The 22,692-nt window shown below is 71.6% G+C and carries 21 protein-coding genes and 1 tRNA gene; 7 read left to right on the forward strand and 15 right to left on the reverse strand.

Annotated elements, in window-relative coordinates:
- Positions 1–103 precede the first annotated feature (103 nt).
- From ehuA to ehuB, 4 genes are read right to left on the reverse strand one after another with little or no spacing between them, the layout of a single operon-like run.
- Positions 104–880: an ectoine/hydroxyectoine ABC transporter ATP-binding protein EhuA gene (gene ehuA / locus OHT51_RS26610; RefSeq protein ID WP_328881432.1), complete on the reverse strand. Its 777-nt coding sequence runs from the start codon at positions 878–880 to the stop codon at positions 104–106.
- 10 nt (positions 881–890) lie between these two features.
- Entirely contained in the window at positions 891–1,541 is a 651-nt protein-coding gene (gene ehuD, locus OHT51_RS26615) for an ectoine/hydroxyectoine ABC transporter permease subunit EhuD (RefSeq protein ID WP_328881433.1), read from the reverse strand.
- Positions 1,541–2,260: an ectoine/hydroxyectoine ABC transporter permease subunit EhuC gene (gene ehuC, locus OHT51_RS26620; protein ID WP_328881434.1), complete on the reverse strand. Its 720-nt coding sequence runs from the start codon at positions 2,258–2,260 to the stop codon at positions 1,541–1,543. The genes ehuD and ehuC overlap by 1 nt, the downstream gene beginning before the upstream one ends.
- Positions 2,257–3,186, reverse strand: a complete 930-nt coding sequence (gene ehuB / locus OHT51_RS26625) for an ectoine/hydroxyectoine ABC transporter substrate-binding protein EhuB (RefSeq protein WP_328881435.1) — start codon at positions 3,184–3,186, stop codon at positions 2,257–2,259. The genes ehuC and ehuB overlap by 4 nt, the downstream gene beginning before the upstream one ends.
- Positions 3,187–3,233: 47 nt before the next feature.
- Between ehuB and OHT51_RS26630 the strand changes: the two genes are divergently transcribed.
- Complete coding sequence (locus tag OHT51_RS26630; RefSeq protein ID WP_328881436.1) at positions 3,234–3,731, forward strand: DUF3830 family protein; 498 nt, start codon at positions 3,234–3,236, stop codon at positions 3,729–3,731.
- Between the two features lie 48 nt (positions 3,732–3,779).
- Here the strand turns inward: OHT51_RS26630 and OHT51_RS26635 are convergent, their stop codons facing one another.
- Positions 3,780–5,180 carry an amidase gene (locus OHT51_RS26635; protein WP_328881437.1) on the reverse strand — a complete coding sequence of 467 codons (1,401 nt, stop codon included), beginning with the start codon at positions 5,178–5,180 and terminating at the stop codon, positions 3,780–3,782.
- Positions 5,181–5,203: 23 nt separating this feature from the next.
- Positions 5,204–6,211: a D-2-hydroxyacid dehydrogenase gene (locus OHT51_RS26640; protein WP_328881438.1), complete on the reverse strand. Its 1,008-nt coding sequence runs from the start codon at positions 6,209–6,211 to the stop codon at positions 5,204–5,206.
- A gap of 182 nt (positions 6,212–6,393) precedes the next feature.
- Between OHT51_RS26640 and OHT51_RS26645 the strand changes: the two genes are divergently transcribed.
- The 3 genes from OHT51_RS26645 (at position 6,394) to OHT51_RS26655 (ending at position 9,195) form a co-directional block, all read left to right on the forward strand.
- Positions 6,394–7,185 carry a maleate cis-trans isomerase family protein gene (locus OHT51_RS26645; protein ID WP_328884444.1) on the forward strand — a complete coding sequence of 264 codons (792 nt, stop codon included), beginning with the start codon at positions 6,394–6,396 and terminating at the stop codon, positions 7,183–7,185.
- A gap of 26 nt (positions 7,186–7,211) precedes the next feature.
- Entirely contained in the window at positions 7,212–7,943 is a 732-nt protein-coding gene (locus OHT51_RS26650) for a maleate cis-trans isomerase family protein (RefSeq protein WP_328881439.1), read from the forward strand.
- Between the two features lie 121 nt (positions 7,944–8,064).
- Positions 8,065–9,195, forward strand: coding sequence for an LLM class flavin-dependent oxidoreductase (locus OHT51_RS26655; protein ID WP_328881440.1), 1,131 nt, complete (start codon positions 8,065–8,067; stop codon positions 9,193–9,195).
- Between the two features lie 9 nt (positions 9,196–9,204).
- Here the strand turns inward: OHT51_RS26655 and OHT51_RS26660 are convergent, their stop codons facing one another.
- Positions 9,205–11,034: a putative bifunctional diguanylate cyclase/phosphodiesterase gene (locus OHT51_RS26660; protein WP_384187267.1), complete on the reverse strand. Its 1,830-nt coding sequence runs from the start codon at positions 11,032–11,034 to the stop codon at positions 9,205–9,207.
- A gap of 384 nt (positions 11,035–11,418) precedes the next feature.
- Here OHT51_RS26660 and OHT51_RS26665 point away from each other — a divergent pair, with 384 nt between their 5' ends.
- Complete coding sequence (locus tag OHT51_RS26665) at positions 11,419–12,849, forward strand: M6 family metalloprotease domain-containing protein (RefSeq protein WP_328881442.1); 1,431 nt, start codon at positions 11,419–11,421, stop codon at positions 12,847–12,849.
- 335 nt (positions 12,850–13,184) lie between these two features.
- Here OHT51_RS26665 and OHT51_RS26670 read toward each other — a convergent pair.
- From OHT51_RS26670 to OHT51_RS26700, 7 genes are all read right to left on the reverse strand, one after another.
- Positions 13,185–13,258, reverse strand: a tRNA-Lys gene (locus OHT51_RS26670).
- Entirely contained in the window at positions 13,249–13,824 is a 576-nt protein-coding gene (locus OHT51_RS26675) for a bifunctional DNA primase/polymerase (RefSeq protein ID WP_328881443.1), read from the reverse strand. Before OHT51_RS26675 ends, OHT51_RS26670 begins: the two co-directional genes overlap by 10 nt.
- A 125-nt stretch (positions 13,825–13,949) precedes the next feature.
- Positions 13,950–14,315: a hypothetical protein gene (locus OHT51_RS26680; RefSeq protein WP_328881444.1), complete on the reverse strand. Its 366-nt coding sequence runs from the start codon at positions 14,313–14,315 to the stop codon at positions 13,950–13,952.
- Between the two features lie 151 nt (positions 14,316–14,466).
- Entirely contained in the window at positions 14,467–15,804 is a 1,338-nt protein-coding gene (locus tag OHT51_RS26685; protein WP_328881445.1) for an AAA domain-containing protein, read from the reverse strand.
- The gene (locus OHT51_RS26690; RefSeq protein WP_328881446.1) at positions 15,801–17,405 is read right to left on the reverse strand and encodes a hypothetical protein; all 1,605 of its coding nucleotides are present in this window, start codon (positions 17,403–17,405) and stop codon (positions 15,801–15,803) included. Before OHT51_RS26690 ends, OHT51_RS26685 begins: the two co-directional genes overlap by 4 nt.
- Positions 17,396–18,622, reverse strand: a complete 1,227-nt coding sequence (locus OHT51_RS26695) for a hypothetical protein (RefSeq protein WP_328881447.1) — start codon at positions 18,620–18,622, stop codon at positions 17,396–17,398. Before OHT51_RS26695 ends, OHT51_RS26690 begins: the two co-directional genes overlap by 10 nt.
- On the reverse strand, positions 18,573–19,619 hold the full coding sequence (locus OHT51_RS26700; RefSeq protein WP_328881448.1) for a phosphatase PAP2 family protein: 1,047 nt from the start codon (positions 19,617–19,619) through the stop codon (positions 18,573–18,575). Before OHT51_RS26700 ends, OHT51_RS26695 begins: the two co-directional genes overlap by 50 nt.
- Positions 19,620–19,803: 184 nt before the next feature.
- Between OHT51_RS26700 and OHT51_RS26705 the strand changes: the two genes are divergently transcribed.
- Positions 19,804–20,400: a histidine phosphatase family protein gene (locus tag OHT51_RS26705; protein WP_328881449.1), complete on the forward strand. Its 597-nt coding sequence runs from the start codon at positions 19,804–19,806 to the stop codon at positions 20,398–20,400.
- 28 nt (positions 20,401–20,428) lie between these two features.
- Here the strand turns inward: OHT51_RS26705 and OHT51_RS26710 are convergent, their stop codons facing one another.
- Entirely contained in the window at positions 20,429–21,943 is a 1,515-nt protein-coding gene (locus OHT51_RS26710) for a hypothetical protein (protein WP_328881450.1), read from the reverse strand.
- 292 nt (positions 21,944–22,235) lie between these two features.
- Here OHT51_RS26710 and OHT51_RS26715 point away from each other — a divergent pair, with 292 nt between their 5' ends.
- A complete protein-coding gene (locus tag OHT51_RS26715) occupies positions 22,236–22,676 on the forward strand; it encodes a hypothetical protein (RefSeq protein ID WP_328881451.1) in 441 nt (146 codons plus the stop codon).
- Positions 22,677–22,692 lie beyond the last annotated feature (16 nt).

Genomic DNA, 22,692 nt, shown 5'->3' on the forward strand with positions numbered 1-22,692 from the left:
CGGGCAAGAGGCTTGTAGTGAGCGGTCGTTGACGAGATTGCGACGCCCTCGACTGCGGTAGCAGCACTCTGGCATATGCCCACATCACTGGCCGGTCCCGAAGTCACAGCACAGCGCTGAGGAACTCCCTCGTGCGGTCGTTCTCGGGGTCGTTGAAGATCTTCTCCGGGCTGCCGGACTCGATCACCCGGCCGGAGTCGAACATCAGGACCTGGTCCGAGATGTCCCGGGCGAAATTCATCTCGTGGGTCACGCAGAGCATGGTGATGTCGGTGGTGCGGGCGATGTCCCGCAGCACGTCGAGGACGCCGGCGACCAACTCCGGGTCCAGCGCGGAGGTCACCTCGTCGAGCAGCAGTATCTGCGGCCGCATGGCCAGGGCCCGCGCGATCGCCACCCGCTGCTGCTGGCCGCCGGACAGCTGGGTCGGGCGGGCGTCGCACTTGTCGGCGAGGCCGACCAGGTCGAGAAGCTCGCGGGCGCGCGCCTCCGCCTCGTCCTTGGGCAGGCCGAGGACGGTGACCGGGGCCTCGGTGATGTTCCGCAGCACGGTCATGTTCGGGAAGAGGTTGAACTGCTGGAAGACCATCCCGATGTTCTTGCGGACCTCGCGGACCTGCTTCTCGGGTGCCGGGAAGAGCTTGTCCCCGGCCACCGTGATGGTGCCCTCGTCCGGCTTGAGCAGGGTCATCAGCAGCCGCAGGATCGTCGTCTTGCCGGAGCCGGACGGGCCGATCAGCGTGACGTGCTTGCCGGACTCGACGGAGAAGCCGAGGCCGTCGAGGACCGTGTTGGACCCGAAGCGCTTGGTGACGTGGTCGAAGCGGATCAGTTCGCTGCCGTCCACCGGCGGATTGGCGCTCGCGTCGGGATCTTTCATGAGAGGGGTGTCAGCGGACAAGGCGTCGCTCCAGGGCTCGTACGAGAAGGGAGGCCGGGTAGGCGATGAAGATGAAGGCCACACCGATGACCGTCAGGGGCTCGGTGAACTGGAAGGTGTCCTGCGCGAACAGCCGCGCCTGGCCGAGCATCTCCATGACCGTGATCGTCATCAGGATGGGTGTGTCCTTGAGCATCGCGATGACGTAGTTGCCGAGTGCGGGCACGACCCGGCGGATCGCCTGCGGGAGGATCACCACCCGCCACGTCCTGGTCACCGGCAGGTTCAGTGCCGTCGCGGCCTCCCACTGGCCGACGGGCACCGCTTCGATGCCGGCCCGGTAGACCTGCATCGTGTACGTCGAGTAGTGCAGCCCGATCGCGAAGACACCGGTGGTCAGCGCCGAGGCTGTGATGCCCCACTCGGGCAGCACGTAGAAGAGGAAGAACAGCTGCACCAGCAGCGGGGTGTTGCGGATGAACTCCGTGACCGCCCCGACCGGCCAGCGCACGAACCGGCTCGGTGCGCGCATCAGCAGCGCCCACACCAGGCCCAGCGCGAACGAGATCAGCGAGCCGAGGGCCAGGATCTGCAGGGTGAGCAGCAGTCCGTCCCAGAAACGCGGCATGAAGTCGGCGACAGCGCCCCAGTCCCAGGTCATCAGAGAGCACCTCCCGCGCCGACGCCGGTCGTTTCAGGACGGTGCAGCTCCTGGTCGGGCGTACGCCCGACGGACTTGCCGACACCGGCCTTGAGCTTGCGCTCCAGTCCGCGCATCCCCCGCGTGAGGAGGAAGGCGATGACGAAGTAGATCACCAGGACGTACGTGTAGATCTCCGCGCTCTCCTGGAGCGCGAGGCGCACCAGGTTGGCGCTGAAGGCCAGGTCGCCCATGCCCATGACGGACACCAGTGCGGTGCCCTTGAGCAGCTCCACCAGCAGGTTGTTGAAGGAGGGGATCATCTCCGGTATCGCCTGCGGCAGCATGATCAGCCGCATCCGCTGCCACGGCGTGAAGCTGAGCGCGATGCCGCCCTCACGCTGCGCCGGATCGACGGAGTTGAGGGCGCCGCGCACGATCTCGGCGCCGTACGCCCCGTAGGTCAGCCCGAGTGCCAACGTGCCCGCCCACAGGGGCACCAACTGCCAGCCGAAGGCGACCGGCAGCACGAAGAACACCCAGAAGATCATGATCAGGGCGGAAGTCCCGCGGAACACCTCGGTGTAGACGCCCGCGAGGAAGCGGACTATCCACAGCCGGTGCGTGCGGGCCATGCCGACCCCGAAGGCGACCGCCGTTGCCACCAGTGTGCTCAGCACCAGCAGCTGGACGGTGATCCAGATTCCTTGGAGTACGAGTTCCCAGAGTCCCGAGGTCATCCGCTCTTCCCTCCGCCGCACAGCTCCTTCGCGGTGAGGTCGGTCATCTCTGCCTCGGTGAAGCCGAAGGGCTTGAGGATGCGGAACAGTTCGCCGCTCTTCTTCAGCTTGTGCAACTCGACGTTGAAGGCGTCCCGCAGCGCGGTCTCCGTCTGCCGGAACGCGAACGCGCCGCCGTCGACGTGCGGTTTGCCGCCGACGAGGGGCGCGAAGGCCTTGGTGGACTCAGCCTTGGCCGACTTCTTGACGACCTCACGGGTGGTCAGCGCCGTACCGGCGAAGACGTCCACGCGTCCCGCCTCGACCGCGTTCAGCCCCGCGACCTGGTCCGGGACGATGAGGATGTCGCTCTCCTTGTACCCCGCCTCGACGGCGTACTGGATCTCGGCATAGCCGGTCCCGGTGGCGAACTTGGCCTTCTTCTCGACGACGTCCTTGTAGTCGTGCAGCCCCTTCGGGTTGCCCTTGCGCACGATGAAGGAATCGAGCATCTGGTAGTCGGGGTCGGAGAAGATGACCTGTTCACAGCGTTCGGGATTGACGTACATCCCGGCGGCGACGGCGTCGAACTGCTGGGAGTTCAGCCCGGGGATCAGCGACCCGAACTCGGTGGGCACGGGCTGCACCCGGTCCACGCCGAGCCGCTTGAAGATGACCCTCGCCAGCTCGGGGGCCTCACCGGTGAGTTCACCGTTCTTGTCGATGTACCCGAAGGGAATCTCACCCGCGATTCCGAGCCGTACGACACCGGCGGCGCGCAGCCGGTCGAGCAGCTCGCCGCCTCTTTTGGTGGAGGCGGTTGCCACGCGTGAGCAGCCTGCCGCGCCCAGCGCGCCGAGCGCCGCCACCCCCGCGAGCAGCGACCGGCGTGTGGTCCCGGATCTGTGTTCGACTTGTGTTCGGACATGTTCCATAGGTGGAGCCATGGCGGCGCGGCTACCCGAGACCATGCGATGTATGCACCCTTGAATGCATGACTGAACGGTTCATCGAGGTGTCGCTGGTCAAGCGGGGCATCCACTGCACCGCAAAACTCCTGGACGACCGAGCCCCGCTCACCTGCGCGGCCGTCTGGGACGCCCTGCCCCTGACCGGCGACGTCTACCACGCCAAGTACGCCCGCAACGAGATCTACGCCCTCTTCCCGCCCTTCGCGGAAACGGAGCCGCCGCTGGAAAACCCGACAGTCACCCCCATTCCGGGCGATCTGTGCTATTTCGCCTTCGCGGGAACGGAACTGGGCACCAAGTCCTACGGCTACGACCGTGAGGTCCGCCCCGGCACGACGGTGGTCGACCTGGCCCTGTTCTACGAGCGCAACAACCTGCTCCTGAACGGCGACGTGGGCTGGGTGCCCGGCATCGTCTGGGGCCAGATCGTGGAGGGCCTGGAGGAACTGGCCCAGGGCTGCAACGACCTGTGGCGGGCAGGAGCGCTGGGAGAGTCCCTGAGGTTCCGGCGCCTCGAGTGACGCGTCGCCCGGGCGCGCCCCTCGAGGTGATCGACACCGGTACGACCGTCAGGTCCCGGAGGGTGTGAGGCCGGCCCAACCGGTCTCGTACAGCGCGTGAGCCGCCCGTAGCACCAGATCGTCCCGGTGCCGGGTGGCCACGAGTTGCAGACCGATCGGCAGACCGTCCCCGTCCGTGCCGACGGGGACGGTGGCCGCCGGCTGCTGGGTCAGGTTGAAGGGATACGTGAACGGCGTCCAGCCTGTCCACCTGCGATGCCCCGAGCCCTTCGGGACCTCGGCGCCCGCCTCGAAGGCCGTGAGCGGGAGGGTCGGGGTGACGAGCAGGTCGTAGGTGTCGTGGAAGTGGCCCATACGGCGGCCCAGTTCCATGCGGACATCCACCGCGGCCAGATAGTCGAGCGCGGAGAGGCGGGCCCCCGTGTCGCAGATCTCCCTGAGGCCGGGGTCGAGCAACTCCCGCTGATGCGGGCCCAGATGCTGGGTCACCCGGGCCGCGCCGGTGAACCACAGGGTGTGGAAGGCCTCCACCGGGTCGGTGAAGTCGGGGTCGGTCTCCTCGACGAACGCGCCCAGCCCCGCCAGCCGCTGCACCGCCCGCCGTACCGCCGCCGCGACAGCCGGGCGCACCGCCACCTGCCCGCCGAGCGAGGGCGAGTAGGCGACCCGCAGCCCGTGCACCCCTCCGGCCAGGCCCGACACGAAGGAACCCGGCGCCGACGGAAGGGCCGACCAGTCGCGGGAGTCGGGCGTGCCGATGACGTCCAGGAGCAGGGCCGCGTCGGCCGCGTCACGGGTCATCGGGCCGACGTGCGCCAAGGTGCCGAAGGCACTCGCGGGGTACAACGGGACACGGCCGTACGTCGGTTTCAGGCCAAAGATGCCGCAGAACGCCGCCGGGATACGGACACTGCCGCCGCCGTCCGTGCCCAGCGCGAGCGGCCCCGCGCCGAGCGCCACGGCCGCCGCCGCGCCACCGCTGGAGCCGCCCGCGGTGCGGGTCGGGTCGTAGGGGTTGCGGGTGACGCCGGACTGGGGTGAGTCGGTGACGCCCTTCCAGCCGAACTCCGGGGTCGTCGTCTTGCCGAGGAAGACGGCGCCGTGGGCGCGCAGCCGGGCCACGGAGGGGGCGTCCTCGTCCCAGCTCCCCGTCTCGGAGATGGTTTTCGAGCCCTTCAGCGTCGGTCCGCCGCGCATCAGCAGGATGTCCTTCACGGTGACCGGAACCCCGTCGAGCAGCCCGGCCGGTTCGCCGCGCCGCCAACGGTCCGCCGACGCGCCGGCCTGCGCGAGCGCCTCCTCGGCGGTCAGGCGCACAAAGGCGTTGACCTCCGGCTGGATCCGTTCGGCCCGCTCCAGGGTCGCTCGGGTGGCGTCGACGGGGCTGAACTCTCCTTTGCGGTAGCCGTCGAGGAGTTGTACGGCGGTCAGTTCGGTGAGATCCGTCATGCGTCGCCCTCCAGCCGTAGACATCAGCGTCCGGGTACGTACCCACGCTGCTTGTCGACCACGTTCTGCAGCGGTCTGCCCGCCTCCCACCGCTCGTACAACTCCACGAACTGAACTCCGAGTTGATCCCGCCAGCTGATCGTGTCCCCGCTCATGTGCGGCGAGACGATCAGGTTCGGGACCTGCCACAACGGGTTCTCGGGGGCGAGGGGTTCCTGTTCGAAGACGTCGAGCGCGGCCCCCGCGATCCAGCGCTTGGTGAGGGCCTGGGCCAGGTCGTCCTCCACCACCAGCTGTCCGCGCCCGACGTTGATGAACCGGGCGGAGGGCTGCATGACGCCGAAGCGGCGGGCGTCGAACATGCCGTGCGTCTGGTCGGTGAGCGGCGCGGCCGCGATCACCCAGTCGGCTCGGGCGATCAGCCGGTCGAGGTCGTCGGGGCCGTGGATGCCGGTCCGCGGGGTCCGGCCGACCAGCGCGGTGGTGATGTCCAGGGCCTTGAGCGTGCGGGCAATCGCCCGGCCGATGGGGCCGGATCCGACCACGCACGCGCGTGTGCCGGCGACGCGCTGCCCCTCCCGGTGCCGCCACTCCCGGGCGCCCTGCAACTCCAGGGTTCTCGGCAGGTCCTTCGCCATCGCCAGCACCAGCGCCGCGACGTACTCGGCGATCGGCTGGTCGAAGATCCCGCGCGCGTTGGTGACGAGGGTGTCGGACTCGGTGAGTTCCGGGCACATCAGATGGTCCACGCCGGCGCTGGCGGTGTGCACCCAGCGCGGCCGGGGTCCCGCGCCGGGCCACGCGTGCCGTACGGCGTGGGAGGTGAAGTCCCAGACCAGCAGCACGTCGGCGTGCGGCAGCCGCTCGGCGAGGGTCGACTCGTCCGCGTGCTCGACGCGGGCGCGACCGGTGAGACGGCCGAGGCGGGGGAGGGGCTCGGCGTCGAGGACGAGGAGCGTGGGCGGGGCGTCGGCCCGGCGGTCGGGCCGGGGGTCGGAGGCGGGTGTCGGACCGGGGGTGGGTGCCGTCATACGGGGTCGTCTCTCCGGGGGTCTGCGGGGGCGATTCGCGGAGTTCTGCTGGATCGGATGGCCGTCTGACATGCGAGGTTTGACCACGCTCGCACCCGAACCTACCTTCGTCAACACGGGCATGCGTACGGTCCGTTGCTCACCTGTTTCTCGTAGTGAGGGCGGTGCCTGCAATGAGCTCCCTGGACATCTCCTTCCTCGGCGGACCGCGACCCCAGCGTGGGGTCGGCGTCGTGGCCCCCTTCGACTTCGCGCTGGACCGCGAACTCTGGCGCTGGGTGCCGGACGAGGTCTCGCTGCACCTGACCCGAACACCGTTCGTCCCGGTCGAGGTCAGCCTCGATCTGGCCCGCCTGGTAAGCGAGCACGAGACGCTGAGCGAGGGCGTGCGCACCCTGAACGCGATTGCCCCCGAGGTCATCGCCTACGCCTGCACCTCCGGCAGTTTCGTCGGCGGCATCGCGGGCGAGCGGGCGATGTGCGAGGCGATGACCCGGGCGGGCGCGGTGCCTTCCATCACCACGTCCGGCGCGCTCCTGGAGGCGCTCGCCGAGCTCGGCGTACGGCGGGTGGCGATCGTGACGCCGTACACCGTGTCGGTGACGCGGGCGCTGGAGGAGTACGTCGCCGAGGCCGGGACCGTGGTCACGGGGTGTGCCTTCATGGGGCTGACCCGGCACATCTGGAAGGTGCCGTACCGCGATGTGGCCGACATGGCCCGCCAGGCCGTACGCCGTGCCGCCGACGCCCTCTTCATCAGCTGCACCAACCTCCCCACGTACGACGTGATCCCCCAGCTGGAGGCGGAACTGCGCATCCCGGTGCTCTCGGCCAACCAGGTGACCATGTGGGCTGCGCTGCGCCGACTGGGTACCCGAGCGGTGGGGCCGTATCAGGCGCTGATCGATCCGGCGGCGCGTGGCGGTGCGGCACTTCCGGAAGTACCGGATGTACCAGAGCAGGAACAGCAATAGGAGCAGCAAGCAGCAGGAAGGCTGACATGACGGCACTCGGATTCCTCTACCCGGGCCATTCCGCCGAGGACGACTATCCACGCATCGAGCAGTTGCTCGCCAGCGACATCCGGCTCGACCTGGTGCACACCGACATCGGCGAGGACGCGCACCGGGTGGACGCGCTGCTGCAGATGGGCTCTGCCGAGCGCCTCGCGAAGGGCGTGGAGGAACTGCGGCTGACGGGCGCCGAGGCGGTCGTGTGGGCGTGCACCAGCGGCAGCTTCGTCTACGGCTGGGAGGGCGCCCACGAGCAGGTGCGCACCCTGGCCGTCGCGGCGGGCATGCCGGCGTCGTCGACGTCCTTCGCCTTCGCGCACGCGGTCCGCGAGCTCGGGGTGCGGCGGGTGGCGATCGGCGCGACGTACCCCGACGACGTGGCGGGTCTCTTCTCGGACTTCCTGCGCGCCGCAGATGTGGAGGTGGTGTCGGTCCGGGGGTCCGGCATCATCACGGCGGCGGAGGTCGGCACCTGGGGCGAGAAGGAAGTGTTCGCCCTGGCGAAGGAGGCCGGCCACCCCGATGCCGAGGCGATCCTCCTCCCGGACACGGCCCTGCACACCGCGTCCCACATCCCGGCCCTGGAGCAGCACCTCTCCAAGCCGGTCCTCACCGCCAACCAGGTCACGGTCTGGGAGGCCCTGCGGCTCACGGCCCGCCGCGTGAACGCTCCGGCACTGGGCGCACTGTTCACGAGGGAGCCGCTCGTCCAGGCGTAGTGCCCCCTTCGGCCACCGTCCCTGAGGGTTCCGCCCTCAGGGACAGCGGCGGGAATAAACCGGAGCCACCCTCCTGTTAACGCCGGACGGACACCGCACGGCACAACCGCAGGAGGCACACGTGGCGGCAGACGAGACCCGGGGCGCGGCGGACGAGATCCGGGGCACGGCGGACGAGATCCGGGGCACAGCCCAAGGCACCGCCCCCGTCCCCCTCTCCGTACTGGACCTGGTCACGGTCAGCTCCGGGCACACGGCCACCGAAGCCCTGCGCACCAGCGTCGAGCTGTCCCGCCTCGCCGAAGCCCGGGGCTTCCACCGCTACTGGGTCGCCGAACACCACTCGATGCCGGGCGTGGCCTCGTCCTCCCCCGCGGTGATCCTCGCCCACCTGGCCGCCCACACCACCCGCATCCGCCTCGGCTCGGGCGGCGTGATGCTCCCGAACCACGCCCCGCTGATCATCGCGGAGCAGTTCGGAACCCTGGAGGCCCTGGCCCCCGGCCGCGTCGACCTCGGCCTCGGCCGGGCCCCCGGCACGGACGGCGCCACGGCGGCCGCCCTGCGCCGCACCGACCACCTCAACGAGGGCGCCGACGACTTCCCCGAGCAGCTCGCGGAACTCACCCGCTTCCTCGACGACGACTTCCCGGACCGCCACCCCTACCGCCGTATCCACGCCGTCCCCGGCCCGGTCCAGGCGACGTCACCCGGCGGCGTCCAGTCCCCGCACCGGCCCCCGCTCTGGCTGCTCGGCTCCTCCGGCTTCAGCGCCCGCCTCGCCGCGGTCCTCGGCCTGCCCTTCGCCTTCGCGCACCACTTCTCGGCGCGGAACACCATCCCGGCCCTGGACCTGTACCGCGAGTCCTTCCGGCCCTCGGCCGTCCTCGACCGCCCATACGCCCTCATCGGCGTCTCCGCGCTCGCCACCGACGAGGAGAAGGAGGCCCGCCGCCAGGTCGAGGCCGCCGCCCTCGGCATGGTCCGCCTGCGCACCGGCCGCCCCGGCCTCATCCCGGCGCCCGAGGAAGCCGGGGCCTACGAATTCACCCCGATGGAGCGCGAGTTCGCCGACTCCTGGAACGCCAACGTCATCCACGGCACCCCGGACGAGGTCCGCTCCGGCCTCGACGACCTCCAAAAGCGCACCGGCGCCGACGAGTTGATGATCACGAGCAACGCACCCGGCATGGACGTACGCCTGCGCTCCTACGAACTCATCGCGGACGCCTACGGGTTGCCGACCTCCTGACCCGATCGGCTACACCCGTACGCCCAGCAACTCGGAGATACGATCCGGCGACACCGGCCGCGAGTACAGCCACCCCTGGCCGGTGTCGCAGCCGATCCGCCGCAGCCGCGAGGCCTGCGCCAGCGTCTCCACGCACTCCGCGGTGACCGTCAGACCCAGCCGGTGGGCCAGCTGGATCATCGCCTCGACCACGACCTCGTCGGCCGGGTTCGGAGGCACGGCCGCGCTGTTGTCGCTCTCGTACTGGAAGCCCCGTACGAAGGAGCCGTCCAGCTTCAGGACGGAGACCGGCAGCCGGCTGAGGTACGCGAGATTCGAGTAGCCCGTGCCGAAGTCGTCGATCGCGATGCGTACGCCCATGTCACTGAGGGCCTGGAGGTCCTGGAGCGGACGTCCGGACGAGCCCATGACCGCCGACTCGGTCAGCTCCAACTGGAGCAGATGCGGGGCGAGTCCGGTCTCGTCGAGGATCCGGGCCACGTCCGCCACCAGGTCGGAGTCCCAGACCTGGCGGACGGCCACGTTCACGCTCACGAAGATCGGCGGCTCGTCGGGGTGGGCCACCTGCCAGGACTGCGCCTGGCGGCAGGCGGTCTCCAGGATCCAGCGGCCGAGCGGCACGATCGAACCGTCCTCCTCGGCCAGTCCGATGAACCGATTCGGCGCCAGTACGCCGAACTGAGGATGATTCCAGCGGACAAGCGCCTCGACACCGCGCAACCGGCCGTCGTCCATGCTCACCAACGGCTGGTACTCCAGGGCGAACTCACCGCGCTCGATCGCCGGCCGGAGGGTGGAGGCGAGGGCCTGGCGGGTCATGCGGTGGGCGTTGCGTTCGGGGTCGAAGAGCGTCCAGCGGTCCTTGCCGTCGGCTTTCGCCCAGTACAGCGTCGTGTCGGCGGCCTGCATCAGGGCGGTCGGGGTGGTGCCGGCCGCGTGGCGTTCCACGACGCCGATCGAGGCGGACACCGACAGCCGCCGGCCGGAGACGTCGAAGGGGGCGCGCAGGGACTCGAGCACCGACTCGGCGAGGTCGGCCAGTTGTTCGGTGCCCGTCGAGTCCTCGACGAGCAGGGCGAATTCGTCACCGCCGAGCCGGGCCACCAGGGGCGGGATCGACCTGGCCTGTCCCGCCTCCTCGGCGCAGTGCGTGAGCCGCTCGGCCACGGCGGCCAGCAACTTGTCGCCGACCCGGTGGCCGAGGGTGTCGTTGATCGCCTTGAAACCGTCAAGGTCCAGGTAGCACAGGCCGATTCGGCCGGTGGTGCCGCTCTCGTCGTACGACTCCACCTCCAGCGCGGCCGTCAGGCGCTCGAAGAACAGGGTGCGGTTGGGCAGCCGGGTCACCAGGTCGTGCATCTGCAAGTGCCGCAGCCGCGCCTGGAGTTCGCGCTGGGAACTGATGTCGGCGACGGACAGCAGAACGCCGCCGGGCTCCGCGCCGGGCAGGGGTGCGACCGTGACCTGCGCCCACAGGGAGCTTCCGTCCTGGTGCTTGATGCGGCGCGTGCAGCTCAGTTCGGCCTGCCGGCCGCGCAGCACCTCGCGGTAGGTGTGCCAGGTGCGGGCGTCGGACGCGAGGTCCACCAGATCGGCGGCGACCGCCCCGGGGAGGTCCTCGGGGGTCGTGCCGAGCAGGTCGGCGAAGGACGGGTTGGCACCGGTCACCAGGCCCTCGCGGTCCACCACGGCCATCGCCAGGGGGGCGGCGGAGAAGGCTGCGTAGGCGGCGGGGTGGGGCGGCGCCGCGGTACCGGGGGATGGCTGTTGATTACTCTCTGTCACGGCTGCCCCGATGAGGTCTGCCGCGGGCGTCGGCCCTTCGGACGTTCCGCTCACCGCTCGCTCCCGCAGTGCACTCGTTCTTCGGATGGGTCTCATCGGAATGGCCGGCCGGGTGAAGGGGGGTGCCCCCCTGCTCGAGCGAAGTCGAGCCCTGGGGGCGGCCACCGGGCCGTGTCCGTGCAGGAAAGTGTCAGGAAAGTGTGCCGATCATAGAGGCTGGCCCGAGGGCCTTCCACCTACTGTTCAGTGTTCCCGCGTGACGCGCGCTTCTGACAGATCGTTTCTGCCCGCACGTGGACGGCTTCTTAGGACCCCCGACCAGTTGTGACGTTCCGTGAGCGATTCGGGGGTGTCGGTTCTGGCGATCCCTCGGCGCTCTCACCCGTCTGGTGCAGCTGAACAGGACGTAGTACGACAATCCGACACAGGCTGGGTGCGGTGTCCCGCGAGCCGCTCCCGGAGGTCCACGTGCCGCGTCAGTTCCCCCTGCTCCGTGGGCTGGGCCTGCTGCGGGACCGGCCCCGACTGCGCAGCACCGCCGCCGTGTTCACCACGATGTCGGCGCTCGCCGCGACCTCCCTGTTCGCCGGCCCGTCGGTCGCCGAACCGTTCGACCCCACGCCCTGTGCCCTCAAGCGCACCGCGGCCCACCACTCCGAGGGCCTGAACACCTGGAACGCCGCCTATCCGCGCCCGAACCGTGAGCTCGACGCGGTCATGGTGTTCCTGTCCTTCCCGGACTCGGCCCCCCTGACGACACCCGCCGAACTGACGGCCGACCACTTCCCGGCCACCACCCGCTTCTTCGAACGCGCCTCCTACGGCAGATTCACCCTGCGCCCGCATCCGCTCCGGCACTGGCTCCGCATGCCGCGTCCGTCGACGGCGTACGCCATACAGCGTGACTGGCGCGCCGCCGACCGGGCCGCCTATCTGCGCGACGCCCTCGCCGCGGCGGACCGGGAGGTGGACTTCTCCCGCTACGACATCGTCTACTTCGTCGCCGACCCGGACGCGCCCGGCGTCGACTCCGACGCGACGAAGGTCGTCAACCTGGACGCCCCGCTGCGGGCCGACGGCACCGACATCCGGCGCGTCGTCACGGTGTTCGAGAACCATCCGCCGGACCGGCTGGTCCTCGCCCACGAGACCGGCCATGTCTTCGACTTGCCGGACCTGTACCACCGTCCGGTGGACGGCAAGGGCGACTGGGACACCTATGTCGGCGATTGGGACCTGATGGGCAGCCAGTTCGGCATGGCGCCGGATCTGTTCGGCTGGCACAAGTGGAAGCTGGGATGGCTGGAGCCCCGCCAGGTGGTGTGCGTGCAGGGGCAGGGCGCCGGCTCCACGCGGCTGACGCTGGAGCCGCTGTCGGCGGGGCCCGGGGTCCCGGCGCAGACGGGGGCGCCGGGGTCGCCCGGCCCGTTCGGAGCGGTCGGTTCGTACGGTTCGTACGGGGCGTACGCAGGCACATACGGCGGTTCGTACGGCAGTGCCCAGGGCGCCGCCGTCCCGGGCTTCGGGCTGGGCCACGGCATCAAGCTCGCCGTCGTCCCCACCGGGCCGGAGAGCGCCCTCGCCTTCGAGGTGCGCGGCTCGGTCGGCAACGACGCGCAGGGCTGTCGGCAGGGCGTGCTGGTCTACCGGGTGCGCAGCGAGACCGAGTCCGGGGGCGGGCCGGTCGAGGTGATCGACGCCCATCCGCACACTGAGGCCTGCTGGGAGGAGTCCGTGTATCCGCCGCTCGCGGACGCGCCGGTGGGGCTCGGCGAGAGCTTCACGGTGCGGGAGGAGGGCGTGCGGGTGGATGTGGAGGGGCGGACCGCTGTGGGGGCGTGGACGGTGAAGATCACGGCGGTCAGGTAGCGCGTGCGCCGAGTGCGGGGTCGCGTGGCGGGCCGGGTGCACGCCGGGGTGGTACGGGCACGCCTGGTGCCCGGTGGTGTGCCGGGGCGGTAGCGGTACGTGTCGTGGGCCGGTTGTGTGCCGGGCCGGCCGGTTGTGCGCCCGGCGAGCGGGTTGTGCGCCGGGTGGCATGGGAAGAGCCAGTGTTTCCGCGAGGGGCTTTCACCGTCTGCGCGCCGCCAGGCAGGTGCCGGGTCGGACTCGAACCCCGGACCCTCAGCCGCCCCTGCCCTACGGGACCGGGAGCTCCCTCAAATGCGAAGGCCCCCCGCTTCCGCGAGGGGCTTCACTGTCTGTGCGCCGCCAGGGACTCGAACCCCGGACCCGCTGATTAAGAGTCAGCTGCTCTAACCAACTGAGCTAGCGGCGCCTGCTGACGTCGTAGACCTTAGCACCCTGATCGGGGTGGGGAAAAATCGATATCCGAACGGCAGCGCGAGCCGCTCGCACGGCCGCCCAGACCAGTACCTCGGGGCCCGGCAACCAGGGATTACGGGTGTCGGGAGCGACCAGCCAGCGGGAGCCGGAGGGGGCGTCGGAGGCGCACTCGCCAGGGACGGTCACCGCGTCTCCGGTGCCGTGGCACAGGAGCGGCGGGACGTCGCCCACGCGGCCGAACTCCTCCCACCGCAGCAGCGAGGGCAGCCGCTGGGCCGTGCCGGGCGCGGCGAACAGCAGCATCCGGCCCCGGAGCATCGCCACCGGCCCCGATCCCGGGCCTTCCTCCCAGAGCCGGTCGACCATGCGCCGGCCGAAGATCGAGGGTGCGCTCACGACGTCGAAGACGGAACCGCAGCCCAGGACCACGGGGGCCGTCGGCTGCTCGTCCCAGAGCGCCCGGGTGCTGCGCGGATACGGTTCTGCGGAAGCGAGCCAGGCGGCGCCGTCCGCGGTGAGGGAGGCGGGCGATAACGGGGCGTTGCGTGTGCTGCTCATGGCAGATACATCTACCGACGGTGAGCGCTTGCTTCCCGAGAGTTCCCGGAAACCGGGACAGGGCGGGGTGGCAGGGCGTATCTTGCCCGCCCACCTGGCATATGCCATGGGGGTCACGCCGGGGGTCACACAGGATCGACGTGCCCCGGTCCCTCGACCCCCCGCATCAGATCCCTGCCGAACTCCACCATCTTCTTGGCGTAGTCCTCGGTCCACTCGGCCCGCGCGGCGATGTCGGCAGGCGTCAGCCGGTCGAAGCGCCGGGGATCCGCCAGCTGGGCCGCCGCGATGGCCTGGAACTCCATCGCACGGTCCGTCGCCGCCCGGAACGCCTGCGTCAGCTCGGTCGCCCGCGCCAGCAGCGCCTGCGGGTCGTCGATCGACTCCAGGTCGAAGAAGTGCTCCGGGTCGGAGGCCGCCTGCGCGGGCTCGAAGAGCAGGGGCGCGGGGCGTAGCCGCGGTTCGTTCCGACGCGGCGTGGGCTCCGCCATGTCTTGTCCTCCTCGTACGTCACCGATCTCGTAAGTCACCGTCCCCCGCCCCCGCAAGCGGAGGCATCCCCAGCGGACCGGCCCACCGTCCATTGTCCCGCGTCCACGCAAGTGGGCACCGGGCGCAGGTCAGAGGCACCGTCACCGGGCCCTACCCGGGCCGCCACGCCACCCGATGCTCGGCGAGCCGCGCCAGCACCGCATGATTCGCCTCCCACCCGTCAGGAAACTTCACCACCGTCCCCAGTTGCACCGGCTCCGTCGACGGATAGTCGTCCAGCAGTTCGCTCACCCCCGCCCGGCACACCACGATGCACGCGTGGCGGTGGCGGGAGGCGAGGACGCACAGGCGGCCGGTCTCCAGGTGGAAGGCCGTGGCGTCGGGGCGGCCGGAGAGGGGGTGGAGGACCACGGTCACGTCGTACTCGCGGCCCTGCAGGCGATTCGCCGTGTCCACGGTGACGTCCGTCACCCCCAGCTCGGTCAGGGCCGCCCGGACCGCCGCCGCCTGGTCCCGGTGGGCCGTGCCGACCGCGACCCGGTCGGCCGTGAGGGGCGCGGGATCCGGCGAGCGTTCCGACGTCGCCGCGCCGCCCCGGTCCAGCAGGCGCCGTACGACCGTCGCGACCGCCCGTACCGCCTCGGGGTCCGTGCGCGGGGTGTGCCGGGCCGGCAGCTCCAGCAGGCCCCAGCCCGACCGAGCCGCCTCGTCGATCACCCGGTCCGGGCCCGAGCCGTCCGACGGGAACGCGAAGGCCAGGCTGCGGTCGCCGTGGTCCGTGCCGCTGCGGAAGGGGGTGTACGGGTAGAAGGCGTCGGAGACCAGGGGTGCGGCGGAGGCCGGGAGGCGCCAGGAGACCGGAAGGCGGTGCTGAGGCAGTTCCGGATTGTGGGCCAGAAGAGTGGTCACGGCGGACCCGGAGGGGTCGTACGACAGGCCCGCCCACTGCTCGCTGCCGACGATGGAGAAGGGGTCCAGCTGACCCGGGTCGCCGACGAACAGCGTCCGTTCGAAGAGGCCGGCCACCGCGAGCAGCGAGTCCGAGCGCATCTGGTACGCCTCGTCGACGATCGCGTGCCGCCAGGGCTCGTCGACCTTGACGTGCGCCCACTTGGCCGCCGTCGAGATGACGACCGACAGGCCGCTCAGGTCGCCCGCCTTCGCCGACTTCCGTACGTTCGGCAGGTCATCCAGCGCTTTGTCGTACGGGTCGGCGTCGCTGCTGTGCAGGCGCCCCACCGGCAGCTCGGGGTTCTTCTCGGCGAGCCTGAGCACCAGGTCGTCGACCTGGGCGTTGGTCTGCGCGACGACCATCAGCGGGCGCCCGGCGTCGGCGAGTTCGAGGGCCGCGCGGACGACGAGCGTGGACTTGCCGGCGCCGGGCGGGGAGTCCACGACGACACCGCGCGCGGTCCCGTGCAGCGTGTCGTGGAGGATCGCGTCGGTGGCCTCCGTCGCCGCGGCGCCGGGGTTGAACACGGCCGTCACAGGACGTCCTCCTGGGTCAGCGGATCGGCGGCCTCGGACACCTGCTCCCCGGGCGGCCCGCCGTGCGTCCACGGCGTCTCCTCCGGATCGGGCAGCTTCGCGCCGCCGCGCTGCTCGTGCTCGAACAGCGTGAAGCAGACCAGGTCGCCCTTCTCCGGCACCGACCCCTCCTCCGGCTCCTTGCCGCGGCCCATCTTGTCGAGCACCCGCAGCACCATCAGCGCGCCGTCATCCCCGAAGTCCCCCTCGTAGCCGACGAACTCCGCCGACTGAGGCTTCCCACCCAGCGACCGGAACACCTTGGCGCGCTCGCCCAAATGCGGCCGGTCATCCGTGCGAACGGTCACCAGGGGGCGCGGACTGGGCCGTTTGCCCTCGCTGTACGCCATGACGACATCGGTGACCTCGCCCGCGAACGCCTCCCCGGCCAGCCGCCGCCCCGCCATCACCAGCGGGTCGTCGAGCGCCTCCTGCGCCTCCAGCCGGGCCTGTTCGCGCTCGCGCGCGGCGAGCTTGTTGGCTGCGGTGACCGCGTCGTCGCGGCGCGGCTGCGGCGGCTCGCCGGCCACGACGCGGTCGCGGTGGCCGGTGAACGACCAGCGGTCCCGGGTCCACCGCTCCTCGACCCGCCCGGCCTCGGGCAGCTCCCGCACCAGGTCGAGGCCCCGCCACACCGCGTCCCAGGTGGGCCGGGTCCGGCTCGCGACGAGGGCCCGGATCTCCCGCTCGGCGGCGGTCAGGTCCCCGAGCCGGTCGTCGGCCTCCAGCCCGTCCTCGGCGGCGGCGAGGGCCGTACGCGCGCGGTCGTAGCACTCGATGGCCGGGGCGAGCAGCTTGTTGTCGAAGGCCGGGTCGGTGGCGGGACCGGCGGGCGGGCACAGCAGTTGGCCGTCCCGGTCCCGCGCGAGCTCCGCGCGCAGGGCCGCCTCGGCGCCCGTCTCACCCTCCGGCGGGGCGATCCACGCGAGCAGCGCGCCCAAGTGCTGGTCCTCCAGGGTGGACTGGCCGGTCGCCCAGTGCCGGGTCAGCACGTCCGTCATGGCCAGCAGCAGCGAGGAGCCCGGCACGCGGGCCCGCTCGCCGAAGTGGGTCAGCCAGCGGCCGAGCAACGGCACGCGCGGGGGCGCGGGATACGGCGTCTCCGGGTCCTGTTCCGCCGTACGCCGGAAGCGCATGGAGCGGCCGAGGAGGCGCACGAAGTCGACGCCCGCGCGGCTCGGCACGATCAACTGCGGGGCGTCCGCGCACAGTTCGACCTCGACCTTGACCCGCTTGCCGGTCTCCGGATCGGTTTCGCTGCGCTCGGCGGCCTCGACGTCCTCGGCGAAGGCGTCGAGGTACGGCAGGACGACGTCCGCCAGCTCGGACAGGAAGCCGAACCTGAGGTCCCGGTCGCGCGGCTGCGCTACGACCAGCAGGTGCGGGGCGTCCCGGTCCGTGCCGACCAGCGCGCCGAGCGGGGCGCCGGCCTCACCGGCGGTGGTCAGCGGCACGAAGACCAGGGGCCGCTCGGACAGGTGCCGGTGGCGGACGGTGGCGGCGGGCTGGGCGCGGCCCGTGCTGACGGCTTCGAGGCGGGCGAGGGTGGAGATCAGTGACACGCGGCCACCGCCTCCTTGCCGAAGGCACCGGCATCCCGGCCGAGGTCCCGGGCGTCCCGGCCGAGGGCCTCGGCCCGCAGCCACGCGGCCCTGCGCAGGGCCGCCACCGCCGGGTCGGCCGGGTCGCCGGACTCGCCGCGGGCCGCCGAAAGGACGCCCTCGACCGTCGTCAGGTCGCCCAGCTCGGCCCGCACCGAACGGCCCAGCGATGTCACCGCGCCGGACGCGCGCGAGCGGGAGCGGCAGTGGAAGGCGAGCTCGCACGCGGACAGGCACTCGGGCGCGTAGGTCGCCGGGACCGACTCGACGGCGGCCGTCAGGTCGGCCTCGGGCAGCTCGGGGGAGAAGCAGGTGCCGTCGGGGAGCGTGTCGGCGATGTCCTCGATGCGGGTGAGGCGGGCCAGCTGGCGGGCGGTCACCGCGCGCTGCTTGCGTACGTCGACGGCCGAGGCGGTGGGGAGGTTGGAGAAGTCCTTCGGGCAGACGAGCAGGATCCGGTGGCGCACGCGCGGGGCGGGTGCGCTGTCAGAGGCGCTCCCCGGCCCGGGCGACCGGGCCTCCGGCTCCGCGCCGAGCCGGCCGGCGATCTGCTCCAGCGCCAGCACGTACACCGCCGCCTGCCGGGCGGCCGCGCCCACCTTCGCCGGGTCCGCGGAACCGTCCAGCATCGGGAAGGACTTGATCTCCACGACCGTCCAGCTGCCGTCCGGGTGCACGACCACGGCATCCGGCTCCAGGAAGGCCGGCGACCCGGCGACGTCCAGCGCGAGCATGGGGTGGTCGAGCAGGGTCCACTCGCCGCGTGCCTCGGTGGCCTCGCGCAGCGCCAGTGCCGTACGGGCCGTGCGGCCCTCGGGTCCTGACGCGACGAGCTCGGGCACATGCGCGTGGGCGGGCGGTTCGGCACCGCGGTCCAGCTTCTCGTGGACCAGGCGCAGCAGCTCCGCCCCGCCGTCCGCCTTGACCTTGGCCTCGAAGGCGTTGCCGCGTGTGAAGGCGAACTGTGACTGCCCGAAGACCGCCGGCGAGCCCAGCGCGCTCGCCAGCGCGGCCTTGTTCACCCCGGCGCCGTCCAGGATTGCTCTGCGCTTGCAGCCGGGGTTGGCGGCGAGGGCGGCCAGGGCGCGTGCGTCCAGCGCCTTGGCCGGGACTTCGGGACCGCGCAGCTCAGCGAGCCGGTGCCGGAGCGCCGTCCCCCGCGTCCTGGGGAGAGGCACTCGGCTCGGCTCCGGATCCGAACCGGGACTCGCGCTGCCGTGGAATTCGCTCACCCGCGGAAGTCTGGCATCCGCCACTGACAATTGAGGAAGAAGCGTCGGCAGAGCCGCTCCCGACCGAGGCGCCGGAGCCGCTCGTGACCGTGGCACCGGCGCGGCTCGGGACCATGGCGTCGGCGCCCCTCGTGACCGCGCCGACGGAGGCCGTCGCGACGGGTGCGGCCACCGCGAAGCGCGCCCGGACCCGGTCCGCGGTGCGCAGGACGTACGGCGTCAGCAGCAGCCCGGCGCCCATCACGGCGGCGCCCGCCACCGCGTCGAGGAAGTAGTGGTTGGCGGTGCCCATCACCACGATCGTCGTGATCAGGGGGTAGGCGACTGCCGCGACCTTCGTGAGGCGCGTCCCGCCGTACCGCCACAGCATCACCCCGCACCACAGCGCCCAGCCGACGTGCAGGCTCGGCATGGCCGCGTACTGGTTCGTCATGCCGCCGAGGCCCTTGGGCGCGCTCGCCTCGCCGCCCCACCAGCCGTACGAGCTGTACTGCGCCATCGTGTCCACGAAGCCGTAGCTCTCGGCGAGCAGCCGGGGCGGGCAGGTGGGCAGCAGGGTGAAGCCGATCAGGCCTATGAAGGTCGACGTCATCAGCCAGGTGCGGGCCGCGCGGTAGTGCACGGTGCGGGACCGGAAGATCCAGACCAGCAGCACGGGCGTGACCAGGTAGTGCAGCGACGCGTACCAGAAGTCCGCCGGGACGCCGATCCAGGGCTCGCGGGTGAAGAGGCGGTTGAGCGGGTGCTCCGCGTTCAGGTGCAGGGCCTTTTCGATGTCCAGGATCGCCAGGCCGTGGTCGACGGCGTGCGAGACGTCGCCCCGGGCGAGCAGTCGGCCCGCCGAGTAGCAGGCGTAGACCAGCAATATCAGCGGCAGCTCGGTCCACCAGCGCAGGCGGGTCCGCGGCGTCGCCTCCACGCCAGCTATTTCGGCGTGTGGCATCCGATCGCCTCCCCCTTCTTGTCAGCGCCCGGTTGACCGGCCGTACCACTTTACGGTGTATGCGCGAGCCCCCTTCGGGCGCCCCGGCCCTCAAGACGCAGAGATCGCCCACCGGGTTGCCCGGGTGCGGCGTGCGCGATGATGGACACATTCCGCTGCTCGTATCTCCCGGAAAGGCCCCTTCATGGCACCGCGCATCCTGCTCGCCCGGCACGGACAGACGGCGTGGTCGCTGTCCGGCAAGCACACGGGCAGGACCGATGTGCCGCTCCTGGACGAGGGCCGCCAGGGCGCGAAACTGCTCGGCGAACGCCTGCACCGGCCGCCGTACGACGGGCTGGCGGGGGTCGAGATCCGCACCAGCCCGCTGTCACGCGCGCGTGAGACGTGCGAACTCGCCGGCTTCGGGGACCGCGCGCGTACCTGGGACACACTCATGGAGTGGGACTACGGCGCCTACGAGGGCATGACACCGGCGGACATCCAGGCCGTCCGCCCCGGCTGGCTCATCTGGCGCGACGGCGTGCCCGAGGGCGAGACCCTGTCCGAGGTGACGGCCCGGGCCGACGAGGTGGTGGCTTGGGCGCGCGAGGCGGACCGGGACGTGCTGGTCTTCGCGCACGGGCACATCCTGCGGTCCATAGGCGCGCGCTGGCTGGGGCTGCCGCTCGACTTCGCGGCACGGATACGGCTCAACCCGACGTCACTGTCGGTGCTCGGATGGGCCTACGGAGAGCCGGCGATCGAGAGCTGGAACGACCTGGGGCACCTGGCCGGATAGCGCTCCCGGCGGTGTGGCCCGCGGGCGGTCACGCCGTGCGCGGCACGCTCGCGTGGCGTTCCAGGAACGCCGACACCCCACGCGCCCTGCGGTGCGGCAGCAGCACCCGCGCCGTCCCGGCCAGCATCGTCTGGACCCGCGACGACTGCACCTGGTCCAAGAGGTCCAGCACCCGCATCCCGGCCGTCGCGGCCTCATCGGGACGGCCCCCACGGGCCAGGTCGTCCGCCAGTTCCGCCGTGTAGAGGGCGATGTTGCGCGTGAAGTGCGGGTCCTGGAGCTGCGCCGCCCGCCCGGCGTGCCGCGCGGCCCGCGGCCAGTTGCCCAGCATCGACCAGCACTGCGCCTCCAGGATCTCCAGCTCGGCCTCGCCGTAGAAGCTCATCCACTCGGGGTCGGCGTCCGCGTGCCCCCGGTCGTAGAGGGCGTGCGCGCGGGCGAGGGCCTGTTCGCAGCCGACGCGGTCGGCGAGCCCCGCCCAGCCGCCGGCCTCGCGCAGCGCCAGCAGCGACATCAGGCGCGAGGAGCCCAGGGGCCGCGCGACGCGTTGCGCGGCCTGCGCCGCCCGCACGGCCTCCCGCGGCCGGCCCGCGTCCCGCGCGAGGAAGGACGTGTTGCAGAAGGCGTGCGCCTCCAGCGCCGGGTCGCCCGCCATCCGGGCCGTGGCCAACGCCTCCGCGTAGTGCGAGCGAGCGTCGTCGAACCGTCCCGAGTCGTGCGCCAGCCACCCCACCGAGATGGCCAGTTCACCGGCGCCCGAATGGATCCGGTCACCGGTCGCCTGCCGGGTCGTACCGGCGTCGAGCAGCTCGTACGCCGCACGCAGCGGAGCGGCCGCGCGCCGGTAGAGGCCGTCGGCCCCGTGCCGGTCGTCGAGCAGCCGGATACGGCGTACGGCCTCCTCCAGCGCGTCCGCCTCGCGGCCCCCGACACGTCTGACGGGACGCTCCGCGGCCGCGGCGTCGAAGGTGAGCCCCAGGGGGCCCAGCGAGGCGGCGGCCACCGTGGCGCTCCCGCCGGTCATGAATGCGCGACGCAGCACGTCGCTCTCCTCGTGGATCTCGTCGTTCTCGTGGTTCTGCTCTGCTCCGCACGCGGCGCACGCGGCGTACGCGGCGTACGGGTCGTGCGGGTCCTGCGGGTTCAGCGAGTCCTTCTGGTCATACGGCTCGTGGGCCCCCCACGTCTCACTCGTGACGCACACCGGGCTCGTGAGGTGCACGAGGGGCGCGTCCTCGTCGGCACGCGCCCGGCGTCCGCGTACGGACGAGCGGGGCGCGAAGCCGAGGTCGGTGAGCGTGCGGCCGGGGAACATGTGCAGGAACACCCGCTCGTACGCGTAGTTGGGGCAGCGGATCTCGCCTGCCTCGACCCGCCCGACGTAACGAGCGTCACAGCTGACCCGCTCGCCGATCTCGCGCGCGGCTCGTCGTACCGCCGCGGCGAACTCGGCCGGCGAGCGCTGTCCGCGCAACTGCCGGAACGCGAGGTTCGGCCGTGGCGGCCTGGGGGACTGGGACGAGGTCAGCTCTGACGACGCCATGGCCGGGTCCTCTCATGCGAACCGTCGAACCATGCCGGAATCCGGGCGAGTTGAACGGAATGTCCGTACCGGGTATCCGTACCGAATATCCGTGTGGTGCCCTTGCTGCCGGCGGGCAAGAACGTACCTGCTGTAGCGGAGCCGCCACGCAGTGTTTGGCTACAAAACGGATATCTCATACAGGATCTGCCATGAACTGCCATCCTTTGCGGCGGACTTCCGCCGTAGCCGTTGACGCCGCGCCGCGTTGAACTCTTCGGACTGCAAAAGGGGTTCCGTGGTGGAGGTCGGGATGAAGACCAGCCAGAGCATCGCTCCGCATACGCCGTCGACGACGGTGGGGCACGCACCGACCGCACAGTGCAGCGAGCCGCCGGAGGCGGGCTGCGACGTGGTCACGGTTCCGGCGCGGCAGGGCCTGGAGGCGGTCGACATCCTGCGGCGGGGCGCGACCGGGGAGGCCGTGGGCCCCGTCCTGCACGACGACGACTGCGACACCTTGGGCTTCGTGGTCCCGCCGGGCACCGCTGCCGCCTGGGACGTGCCCGGCAGCACCTGCACGGAGACCGACGGCCGGGGGATGAGCCTGAACCTGAACCCCGAACCGCCCGTCGAGGGCTCGGACTGGCTCCTGCCGCCCGGGGGCGCCGACCTGGCGACGGATCCCGCGGTGCTGCGGGCGGCGCTGGGGGAGGCCGCGCGGTTGATCGAGGCGGCCGACAACTGCAGCTGACGCCGCTGCCCGGGCG

It is taken from the genome of Streptomyces sp. NBC_00299 (assembly GCF_036173045.1).
Taxonomy (GTDB): Bacteria; Actinomycetota; Actinomycetes; order Streptomycetales; family Streptomycetaceae; genus Streptomyces; species Streptomyces machairae.

What these genes read in the sequence shown, in the direction of transcription:
- OHT51_RS26700 (WP_328881448.1), bottom strand. Translation starts at nt 19,619, where the DNA reads ATGCCACACGCCGAAATAGCTGGCGTGGAGGCGACGCCGCGGACCCGC.
- OHT51_RS26630 (WP_328881436.1), top strand. Translation starts at nt 3,234, where the DNA reads ATGACTGAACGGTTCATCGAGGTGTCGCTGGTCAAGCGGGGCATCCAC.
- ehuD (WP_328881433.1), bottom strand. Translation starts at nt 1,541, where the DNA reads ATGACCTGGGACTGGGGCGCTGTCGCCGACTTCATGCCGCGTTTCTGG.
- OHT51_RS26710 (WP_328881450.1), bottom strand. Translation starts at nt 21,943, where the DNA reads ATGGCGTCGTCAGAGCTGACCTCGTCCCAGTCCCCCAGGCCGCCACGG.
- OHT51_RS26635 (WP_328881437.1), bottom strand. Translation starts at nt 5,180, where the DNA reads ATGACGGATCTCACCGAACTGACCGCCGTACAACTCCTCGACGGCTAC.
- OHT51_RS26715 (WP_328881451.1), top strand. Translation starts at nt 22,236, where the DNA reads ATGAAGACCAGCCAGAGCATCGCTCCGCATACGCCGTCGACGACGGTG.
- OHT51_RS26675 (WP_328881443.1), bottom strand. Translation starts at nt 13,824, where the DNA reads ATGAGCAGCACACGCAACGCCCCGTTATCGCCCGCCTCCCTCACCGCG.
- ehuC (WP_328881434.1), bottom strand. Translation starts at nt 2,260, where the DNA reads ATGACCTCGGGACTCTGGGAACTCGTACTCCAAGGAATCTGGATCACC.
- OHT51_RS26705 (WP_328881449.1), top strand. Translation starts at nt 19,804, where the DNA reads ATGGCACCGCGCATCCTGCTCGCCCGGCACGGACAGACGGCGTGGTCG.
- OHT51_RS26680 (WP_328881444.1), bottom strand. Translation starts at nt 14,315, where the DNA reads ATGGCGGAGCCCACGCCGCGTCGGAACGAACCGCGGCTACGCCCCGCG.
- ehuB (WP_328881435.1), bottom strand. Translation starts at nt 3,186, where the DNA reads ATGGCTCCACCTATGGAACATGTCCGAACACAAGTCGAACACAGATCC.
- ehuA (WP_328881432.1), bottom strand. Translation starts at nt 880, where the DNA reads ATGAAAGATCCCGACGCGAGCGCCAATCCGCCGGTGGACGGCAGCGAA.
- OHT51_RS26640 (WP_328881438.1), bottom strand. Translation starts at nt 6,211, where the DNA reads ATGACGGCACCCACCCCCGGTCCGACACCCGCCTCCGACCCCCGGCCC.
- OHT51_RS26650 (WP_328881439.1), top strand. Translation starts at nt 7,212, where the DNA reads ATGACGGCACTCGGATTCCTCTACCCGGGCCATTCCGCCGAGGACGAC.